The 7,216-nt window shown below is 73.5% G+C and carries 5 protein-coding genes and 1 pseudogene; 5 read left to right on the top strand and 1 reads right to left on the bottom strand.

Features of this window, described 5'->3' with window-relative positions:
- Positions 1-103: 103 nt before the first annotated feature.
- Complete coding sequence (locus ACIRFL_RS18925; RefSeq protein WP_404029686.1) at positions 104-1,216, bottom strand: transaldolase family protein; 1,113 nt, start codon at positions 1,214-1,216, stop codon at positions 104-106.
- A 264-nt stretch (positions 1,217-1,480) separates the two neighbouring features.
- On the opposite strand from ACIRFL_RS18925, the gene asnB reads away from it, so the two are divergent.
- The 5 genes and pseudogenes from asnB to ACIRFL_RS18900 all read left to right on the top strand — a co-directional run.
- On the top strand, positions 1,481-3,334 hold the full coding sequence (asnB, locus tag ACIRFL_RS18920; RefSeq protein WP_404029684.1) for an asparagine synthase (glutamine-hydrolyzing): 1,854 nt from the start codon (positions 1,481-1,483) through the stop codon (positions 3,332-3,334).
- Positions 3,335-3,338: 4 nt separating this feature from the next.
- On the top strand, positions 3,339-4,031 hold the full coding sequence (locus ACIRFL_RS18915) for a DsbA family protein (protein WP_404029683.1): 693 nt from the start codon (positions 3,339-3,341) through the stop codon (positions 4,029-4,031).
- Positions 4,032-4,113: 82 nt separating this feature from the next.
- Positions 4,114-5,415: a multidrug effflux MFS transporter gene (locus ACIRFL_RS18910; RefSeq protein WP_404029682.1), complete on the top strand. Its 1,302-nt coding sequence runs from the start codon at positions 4,114-4,116 to the stop codon at positions 5,413-5,415.
- 208 nt (positions 5,416-5,623) lie between these two features.
- The gene (locus ACIRFL_RS18905; RefSeq protein ID WP_404029681.1) at positions 5,624-6,796 is read left to right on the top strand and encodes a 3-deoxy-7-phosphoheptulonate synthase; all 1,173 of its coding nucleotides are present in this window, start codon (positions 5,624-5,626) and stop codon (positions 6,794-6,796) included.
- Positions 6,797-6,833: 37 nt separating this feature from the next.
- Positions 6,834-7,043 (top strand): annotated as a pseudogene (locus ACIRFL_RS18900) (SDR family NAD(P)-dependent oxidoreductase); the annotation flags it as partial.
- Positions 7,044-7,216: the final 173 nt, after the last annotated feature.

Raw genomic sequence — 7,216 nt, 5'->3', positions numbered from 1 at the left:
GCGGCCCAGGCGGAACCCGGTCTCAAACGGGACGCGGCCCAGGCGGAACCCGGTCTCATGCGGGGCCCAGCCCAGGCGGGGCCCGGACCAGGTGGGGTTGGTTTCAGGTGGGGTTCGTGTTTGTCGGGGGCGGGGTTGTGGGGGCGGTTCCGGGTGCCGGCTCCCTCCACAGGGCGCGCCCCCGCTCCTCCCGGTCGGCCAGCCACGCCGTCTCCAGTTCCCTCGCCAGTTCCTCGTAGGACAGGCCGAAGGCGTACAGCGCCTCCAGGTCCTGCCGCGCGGTGATGTGGCGGCCGGACAGGGCGTCGCCGATCAGGGTGGAGCCGGTGCCGGCGGGGAGCGCGGGGCGGCTGAGGGCGTGCACCACTCCCCAGGCGACGAGATGGTCGGCGTAGCGGACCGGTCCCGCCGGCTCCAGGTCCGTCCACACGAGGTGCGGCAGCCGCGCGCCGTGCCTGGCCAGCCGCTGCCAGCGCGGCGCGCTCATCGCCTGCTCGTGCAGGTGGTACACGACACGGGCGTGGGCGCGGGCCGCCTCGCCCGTCGGGTAGCGGGCGGCGGCAAGCCCCTGCTCGCGCAGCCGGCGGTCCACCAGGGCGTCGACCGGGGCGATGGGCAGCGACACCGCCGAGCAGATGCGGTGCAGCGCGCGGCCCGCCCGCCGCGCCTGCTCAAGGCCCGCGCACAGCGCGTCGAAGACCTGCTCGTACCGCATGGCGCTGAACACCGGTGTGACGTCCACGCCGATGCCGTCGGCGACCAGGGCACTGACCGTCTCCAGAGCGCCGGGGGTACCCGGGATCTTCAGCAGCAGATTGGAACGGTCGACGGCCCACCACAGGGCCCGCGCCTCCTGCGCCGCGGAACGGCCGGGCACGGCCGGCGGCAGATCGGCCGAGACCAGGCCGGTCCGGCTGCGGCTTGCCTCGTACAGCGGGAGCAGCGCGTCGCAGGCGGCGCGGGTGGCGTCCGCCGACAGCCGGCGCCAGGCGCGGGCCGGGTCGGCCCCGCCCTCGCGGAGTTCGGCGAGGCGGGCCCGGCCGTCCCCCGCGAGGACGTCGTCGACCGTCCAGGTCACTCCCCCCAGGTCCCAGGCCGCCACGAGGCCGGGCAACTCGCCCTCCGGATCGGGATGATGGAACCCCCGCAGCCAGACGGAGACCCCCTCGGCGCGCAACCGCTTGAGGTGACGGCCGGTCGTGTCACCGGCGTTCATCGAGTGGCCCTTCTTCCCTTGCCTTCCGCGCGAACACCGGGGAGCCGCCTCGCGTTGGCGCTCCGTACATCTCGCGGATCGTGAGGAGCCAGGTTAGGCGGGCCGGGGCCGGCCGGTGCAGGGGCGGCCCGCCACTTCGTCAGGTCCGCGGCCCCAAGTCCCGGTCGCGCCACGGGACCTGACGAGGTAACCGCGCTCCTGTGGTTCGGGGTCGGCGCCCCGCACATGCTGCCCACGGACCCTAGTGAAAGGAACCGATTGACGATGTGCGGTCTCGCGGGATGGGTGAGTCTGCGACGTGATCTGACCCGGCACACCGGCATCGCGTCCGCCATGACGCGCACCCTGGAGTGCCGTGGCCCCGACGAACACGGGTTGTGGGCCTCCGCGCACGCGCTGCTCGGGCACCAGCGCCTCAGCATCATCGACCTGGAGGGCGGCAAGCAGCCGATGGCCGCCGCGCCCGGCGCACCGGACGCGCCGGTCGTCACGTACACCGGTGAGATCTACAACTTCCGTGAACTGCGCGGTGAGCTGGAACGCCGCGGGCACCGGTTCCGCACCGCGAGCGACACCGAGGTGCTGCTCCGCTGCTACCTGGAGTGGGGCGAGGACTTCACGGAGCGGTTGAACGGCATGTACGCCTTCGCCCTGTGGGACCCGCGCACCGAACGGCTCCTCCTGGTCCGCGACCGGATGGGTGTCAAGCCTCTCTACTACTTCCTCACCGACGACGGCATCCTCTTCGGCTCCGAGCCCAAGGCGATCCTCAGCCACCCGGAGGCCGAGGCGGTCGTGGACGCCGATGGGCTGCGCGAGATGTTCAGCATCGTCAAGACGCCCGGGCACGCCGTGTTCCGCGGCATGCGCGAGGTACGTCCGGCGACCGTCGTGCGGTTCGACGAGAACGGGCTGAGCGAGCACGAGTACTGGCGGCTCACGGCACGCGAGCACACGGACGACCTGCCCACGACGATCGGCCGGGTGCGCGAACTGCTGGAGGACATCGTCGAACGGCAGCTCGTCGCCGACGTCACCGTCGGCACACTGCTCTCCGGTGGTCTGGACTCCAGCGCCGTCACCGCGCTCGCCGCCCGCGCCCTGGCCGCCCAGGGCGAACGGCAGCCGCTGCGCGCCTTCTCCGTCGACTTCACCGGGCACAGCGAGCGCTTCGAGGCCAACGTCCAGTGGGAGGACCCGGACACCCCGTTCGCGATCGAGGTCGCCCGGCACGTCGGCGCCGAGCATGTCGTCGTCGAACTCGACAGCGACGACGTGCTCGACCCCGAGGTGCGGGCCAGGGTGCTGCGCGCGCAGGACCTGCCGGTGTCCACCGGCGACATGGAGTACTCGCTGTATCTGCTGTGCCGCGCCCTCAGGAAGCGGATGACCGTCGCGCTGTCCGGGGAGGCGGCGGACGAACTGTTCGGCGGGTACACCTGGTTCCACGACAAGGCGGCCGTCGAGGCCGACACCTTCCCCTGGCACCACCCCTTCGAGCAGGCCGGCGGCATCGGCGCCCTGCGCGACGCCGGCATCTGGGACCGGCTCGGTCTTGGCGAGTACATCAAGCAGCGGTACGCCGAGGCCCTGGCCGAAGTGCCACGACTGGACGGCGAACAGGGCCTGGAGGCCCGGATGCGGGAGGTCGGCTACCTCAACATCACCCGCTGGGAGAACTTCCTGCTCGACCGCAAGGACCGCATGAGCATGGCCGTCAGCCTGGAGGTGCGGGTCCCCTTCACCGACCACCGGCTCGTCGACTACGTCTTCAACGTCCCGTGGGCCATGAAGACCCACGACGGCCGTGAGAAGAGCCTGCTGCGCGCCGCGATGCGCGGGATCCTCCCGGACTCCGTCCTGGACCGCAAGAAGAACCCCTACCCCTCGACGCAGGACGTGACCTACGAACTCGCCCTGCGCCGCATGGTGGAGGGCCTGCTCACCAAGGACTCCCCGGTGCTTCGGCTGGTCTCGGCCGACGCCGTCCGCAAGCTACTCGGCAGGCCCGTCGGCGCCTATGCGATGGGTGGGCCGTGGAGCGCCCGCGCGGTCCTGGAGCGGCTTTTGGAGTTCGACGCCTGGGTCACCCGGTACGGCGTGCAGGTGGAGCTCTGAGCCCGTGACCGTGCTCACCGTCTGGTCGGACATCGGCTGTCCCTGGGCCGGGCTCGCGCTGCACACCGTACGGGCCGCCGCCCGGTCCCGGGGCCATGAGCTGCTGATCGACCACCGGGCCTTCCCGCTGGAGCTGTTCAACGCCGAGCCGACGCCGCGGCACATCGTGGAACCGGAGGTCGTCGTCATCGGGGCCGCGCGGCCCGAACTCGGCTGGCGGGTCTGGGCCGGCCGGGACGCCGCCTATCCGTCCACCACGCTGCCCGCGCTGGAGGCCGTCCAGGCGGCGAAGGATCCGGCGATCGGCGGACTGCGCGGCTCGGACGCGCTGGACGCCGCGCTGCGGCACGCCTTCTACGCCGAGAGCCGCTGCGTCAGCGTCGTCCCGGTGATCCTCGATGCCGCGGCCGGGTGCCCGGAGGTCGACGCGGACGCGCTGGCCGGGGCGCTGGCCCGTGGGTCCGGCCGCGCCGAGGTCTTCGCGCAGTGGCGTGCCGCGCGGGACACCGGAGTGCGGGGCAGCCCGCACCTGTTCGGACCGTACGGCTGGGCCGCGCACAACCCGGGCGTCCGGCTCACCTGGACCGGTGACCCGCGGACCGGCGGTCTGCCCCGTCTGGAGGCGTTCGACCCCGGCTGGGCCGACGCGTTCCTCGACGCCGCCGAGACACACGCCGATACCCCGCCGACCCCCTGACCCGGAACCACCATCCCGTTCCGTGCACCCGTCCGGAGCCCGGTGCCTCGGGCGCGTGGGCTCCTCGCCCCCGGAGCCTCGTATGCCCCCGTCGTCCTCGTCGTCCTCGTCGTCCTCGTCGCCGTCGCCGTCGTCGCCGTCGCCCCCGCGCCCGTCCCGTGCCGTCCGGCCGGCACGGGTCTCCGCCGCACTCACCGCGGTCCTCGCCCTGCTGTCGTTCGTCATGCCGCTCGCCACCGACATGTACCTCCCCGCGTTTCCGCGGATGGCGAGGGACCTGGGCACCGACGCCTCCGGGGTGCAGCTCACGCTGACCGCCTTCATGGTGGGACTGGCCCTCGGACAACTGGTGTTCGGGCCGTTGTCCGACCGGTTCGGCAGACGGCGGCCCATTCTGGTCGGCACCGGTGTCTGCGCCTGCGCCACCGCCCTGTGCGCCGTCGCGCCCACCCTGGAGTGGATGATCCTGCTGCGCTGGCTGACCGGCGTCGGCGGCGCGGCCGGACTCGTCGTCGGGCGCGCGGTGGTCGCCGACCTCGCCCGGGGCGAGCGGGCGGCACGGCTGTTCGGCATCCTCATGGCGCTGGGCGGCGTGGCCCCGGTCGTGGCGCCGCTCGCGGGCGGGGCGGTGGTCACCGCGACCGGCTGGCGTGCCGTGTTCTGGGTCCTCGCGGCGGCCTCCCTGATGACCTTCGCCGCCGCCTATGCGATCGTCCCCGAGAGCCTGCCGCCCGCGCGGCGCACCCCCGTCGGGGCGGCGGCGGTGGCCCGGTCGGTGCGTTCCGTCCTGGCCGACCGCGCCTACCTGGGCTTCACCGGAGCCTTCGCGTTCGGCAGCGCCGCGCTGTTCTGCTACATCGCCGGTTCGCCGTTCCTGCTGCAGAACGTGCTCGGACTGAGCGTCGGACAGGCATCGGCGGCCTTCGCGGCGGGCGCCTTGACGGCCACCCTGTCCAGCGCCCTGAGCGCCCGCCTCGTCGGCAGGTTCAGCCCGTGGTCCCTGCTGCTGGCCGGGCTGGTCCTGCTGGCCGCTGCCGCGACGGCAGCGCTCGCCGTCACGGCCCTTGGCCGGCTCGGCCGGATCGAGGCCTTCACCCTGCTGGGGCTCGCCTTCCTCGGGCTCGGCCTGGTCTTCGCCAACGGCACCACCCTCGCCGTCGGCGCGGTGCCCCACGCGGCCGGCGCGGGCTCCGCCGTGCTCGGCACCGCGCAGAGCGCGCTCGGCGCCCTGGCCGCCCCGCTCATGGGGCTCGGCGGTGACCGCACCGCACTGCCGATGTTCCTCGGGATGACCGGGTCCGCCGCGCTCGCCCTGCTGTGCCTGGCGAGCGCCGGGTCCCGTCCGGCAGCCGCGCCGCACAGGGATTTCCTGGGGAATTCTTGATGGAGTTCTGGAGGCGTTCTATAGGGAGACCAAAGGATCGAGCGCGCCCCGAAAGGGAATTTCAGCAGGCCGCTCCACCGCCCGTGAAGTGCGCCGATGGCCGGCCTCTCCTTCCCGGCAGATGACTTGACGGAGTCCGAAGCGATTCCTTTCCGGTGCTATTTCGAGCCCCGGAGAATTCACGGCACCCGTCCAGAAGGAGGTTTCAGTGGACCACTATCTCGCGCTCCTGCGCCGACTGCCCGCCTCCCAGCAGCCGGAGTGGGAGGACGACGACACACTGCACCAGGTACGGGACGATCTCGCGGCCCGGCCCCCGCTGGTGCGGGCGCGGGATGTCCACCGGCTCCGCTCCCTGCTGGCGCGGGCCGCCTCCGGAGCCGTCCAGGTCATCCAGGCGGGTGACTGCGCCGAGGACCCCGAGGAGTGCACGCGCGGCTACGTCGCGCGCAAGGCGGCGCTGCTCGACCTGCTCGCCGGCACCCTCAAGTCGCTGTCCCACAAGCCGGTGCTGCGCGTCGGGAGGATCGCCGGCCAGTTCGCCAAGCCCCGCTCGCAGCCGACGGAGACCGTGGCCGGGCGGGTCCTCGCGGTCTACCGCGGGCACCTCGTCAACAGCCCCGAGCCGGACCCGCTGCTGCGCACACCGGACCCGCGCCGGCTGCTGACCGGTTACGACGCGGCGAGCAGTGTGCTGCGCCACCTCGGCTGGCAGCAGCCCACGCCGGGTCATGACGTGGACGCCGCGGTGTGGACCAGCCACGAGGCGCTCGTCCTCGACTACGAACTGCCCCTGCTGCGCGAGGACGCCGACGGTTCCCCGTACCTGGCGTCCACGCACTGGCCCTGGATCGGCGAGCGCACCCGGCAGGTGGACGGCGCGCACGTCGCCCTGCACTCCGCCGTGGTGAACCCGGTCGCCTGCAAGGTGGGCCCCGGCATCACCCCCGAGGAACTGCTCGCCCTGTGCGACCGGCTCGACCCGCACCGCGACCCGGGCCGGCTGACGCTGATCGCCCGCATGGGGGCCGCCGCCGTGAGCACCCGGCTGCCCCGGCTGGTCCGCGCCGTCCGGCAGGCCGGCCATCCCGTCCTGTGGCTGTGCGACCCGATGCACGGCAACACCGTCACCGGCCCGGACGGTCTGAAGACCCGCTTCCTCGAAACGGTCGTCCACGAGGTGGAGACCTTCTACGAAGCGGTCTACGAGGCCGGCGGCACCGCGACCGGGCTGCACCTGGAGACCACGCCCGACGACGTCGCCGAGTGCCTGTCCCGGGAGGCGCCCGAGGAACGGGACACCGGCAAGTACACCAGCTTCTGCGACCCGCGGCTCAACCCCGCCCAGGCCATCGCCGTGGCCGCGGCCTGGCGCGGCTGACGGCACAGCAGACCAACGACCTGTCACTGGAGGCAAGTTGAACCCGAAAACGGACCTGCCCCGGGCCACGGCCCTGGTCACCGGCGCGGCCGGCGGCATCGGAGTTGCGATCGTACGGGCCCTGGGTGAGCACGGCGTCACCGTCGCCGCCGTGGACCGGGCCGGGGCCCGGCCCGACGTCCTCGCGCAGAAGGCCCGCGCCGACGGGCTCGACGTCCACGCGTTCCCCGCCGACGTCAGCGACGAAGGGGCGGTCGAGGGGGGGGGGGGGGGGGGGGGGGGGGGGCGCCGGGGGGGGGGGGGGGGGGGGGGGGGGGGGGGGGGGGGGCTCGTGGTGGGCGACCAGGGCCTGGCCCTTTTCCAGGACGTCCGCCGGCAGGCGCACCGTGCCCGAGGCGGCTGCGACGAGGTCCACGCGGG

Origin of the sequence: Streptomyces sp. NPDC102462 (genome assembly GCF_044765425.1) — a bacterium.
Lineage (GTDB): Bacteria > Actinomycetota > Actinomycetes > Streptomycetales > Streptomycetaceae > Streptomyces.
The sequence above is the reverse complement of the archived record's forward strand: the minus strand, read 5'-3'. Positions and strand labels throughout refer to the sequence as shown.

What these genes read in the sequence shown, in the direction of transcription:
- ACIRFL_RS18925 (WP_404029686.1), bottom strand. Translation starts at nt 1,216, where the DNA reads ATGAACGCCGGTGACACGACCGGCCGTCACCTCAAGCGGTTGCGCGCC.
- asnB (WP_404029684.1), top strand. Translation starts at nt 1,481, where the DNA reads ATGTGCGGTCTCGCGGGATGGGTGAGTCTGCGACGTGATCTGACCCGG.
- ACIRFL_RS18910 (WP_404029682.1), top strand. Translation starts at nt 4,114, where the DNA reads ATGCCCCCGTCGTCCTCGTCGTCCTCGTCGTCCTCGTCGCCGTCGCCG.